This is a genomic window from Kordia zhangzhouensis (assembly GCF_001005305.1).
GTDB classification, from domain to species: Bacteria; Bacteroidota; Bacteroidia; order Flavobacteriales; family Flavobacteriaceae; genus Kordia; species Kordia zhangzhouensis.
Genome location: NZ_LBMH01000028.1, coordinates 1 through 1,976, shown reverse-complemented (window position 1 = coordinate 1,976; position 1,976 = coordinate 1). Strand labels below are relative to the sequence as shown.

Genomic DNA, 1,976 nt, shown 5'->3' with positions numbered 1-1,976 from the left:
TTATCCATTTGGACTCAAACACAAGGGATACAATAACCAAATTGTTGGGAGAGATCATCAGTATGGGTACAATGGTAAAGAAGAGCAAAATGAACAGGGACTTGTTTGGCAAGATTATGGTGCTAGAAATTATGACGTAGCTTTAGGACGTTGGATGAATATTGATCCTCTTGCTGAACAAATGAGAAGACATTCCCCTTACAATTATGCTTTTGATAATCCCATTTATTTTATTGATCCAGATGGAATGAAACCTTTAGCAAATAGTGAAGAAGAGGTAGACCCAGTCAAAAAGAAAACGAAGACAGATAAAGAAGTTAAAACTGTTCATGATTTAGGATATACAAGAGTAGCTGGACTACAGATATTGAATCATGGTAATGGTAATTATGAAATGCAAGTAGAAATTGAAGTATCTGTTAATGAGGAACTTGATTCAGGAAGTGATTTGGAGAAAGAAAATCCTGGTTTAAGAGAAGAAGTGGAGGCACACGAAGATGGTCATTTTGATCAATATGCAGAAGTTTTAGAACAAGAAGAATTTGATTTGCCAATAGGAGATAAAGTTATAACTGCATGTTTAGATGAATGTGCTGCTGAGTATATGGAATATTCAAGTAAAATTACTGACCCTAAAGAAAGAGAAAGAATTCATAATGACTTTACTAATAACTTGTTAGCCCAAATAAACAATAAAATGAGAAAAAAATTTGGAGGTAGTAAAGAAAAGGTTGAAAAAGATGCTATACGAAGAGCAGATGAAAAATTAAGAAAGAAAGGAAAAGAACCTATTTATCAAAATATTAAAGTAAGTAAACAAATAACTAAAGATGGAAAAGTTTTATCAAATAATAATAATTAGTTTTTTATTGATGAGTTGTCAAAAACAAAAAAATAATCGTCAACAATCAAATGAATTTTCATACTCAATAGAGGATACATATAAATTATATACTGATAGTATATCTAATTTTTCTATTGAAAAAAAAATACACCTCAATTTATCATAAGATATCATAAGATAATAGAAAATAATTTTAAAAATTGGCTTGATTTGCATTTTACAGAAGATTCAAGGAAAGAACATGTCTATACAGAAATTTTTAAACGAAGTGATAAGAAAAAAATATATTCAATAAAAGAATTAATTTTAAAAAAAGAAAAAATGTCAACGCATGATTCTTTGATTATAAATTTGATAGATAAGGTAGGTAATGGTGTAAATTAGGGCATAGCTTTAATTTGAAATATAAATAACTGAAAGACAGTGATTAACTTAAATGTTGGTTACTGTTTTTTTTTGTTCTTTGATATGTTAGAAAACGTAAACGTTTCTTAAACCCTATAAAATAAGGGATTGTTAATCCTACGTGGGTTACATTAGGGCATGGAAAAAATACAATGTCCAAAATGTAGAAATCGAGCCGTTAAAAATGGTTTTCAAAGTGGTAAACAACGTTATAAATGTACGTTCTGCAATAAGAAGTTTCATTTAAAATATACTTATAAAGCTTATAACAATCACACAAATAATTTTATAACTTCTTTATTAAAAGAAGGCTGTGGAACACGAAGTATTTCAAGAGTATTGAAAATTTCAAAGAAGACTGTTCTTTCAAGAATGCTGAAAATTGCAAAACAGATTAAGATTCCGTATTTCAATAAACTCGGGTGCAAGTTTGAAGTTGATGAACTTTGGACATTTATAAAACAAAAAGAAGATTTCACTTGGATTACTTACGCCATTGAACAACAAACTAAAACAGTAGCAGATTTCTCTGTGGGTAGAAAAACTAAGGGAAATATCAAACCATTGATAAACAAACTATTATTGCTAAATCCAAAACGAATTTATACGGACAAGCTAAACATTTACCCAAGTTTAATACCAAAAGAAATTCATAGACGATTTCAATATTGTACCAACAAAATTGAGAGAATGAATTTAACTTTACGAACACATATCAAACGATTAA

At 28.8% G+C, this 1,976-nt stretch carries 2 protein-coding genes; both read left to right on the top strand.

All coding sequences use genetic code 11. The features are described from left to right. Positions 1–862, top strand: an 862-nt coding sequence (locus AA088_RS17385) for an RHS repeat domain-containing protein (protein WP_046746318.1), incomplete at its 5' end; no start/stop codon positions are given. A gap of 525 nt (positions 863–1,387) precedes the next feature. Beyond that, positions 1,388–1,976 (top strand): IS1 family transposase (locus tag AA088_RS17380; RefSeq protein WP_046746317.1); only part of this gene is annotated, 589 nt, incomplete at its 3' end.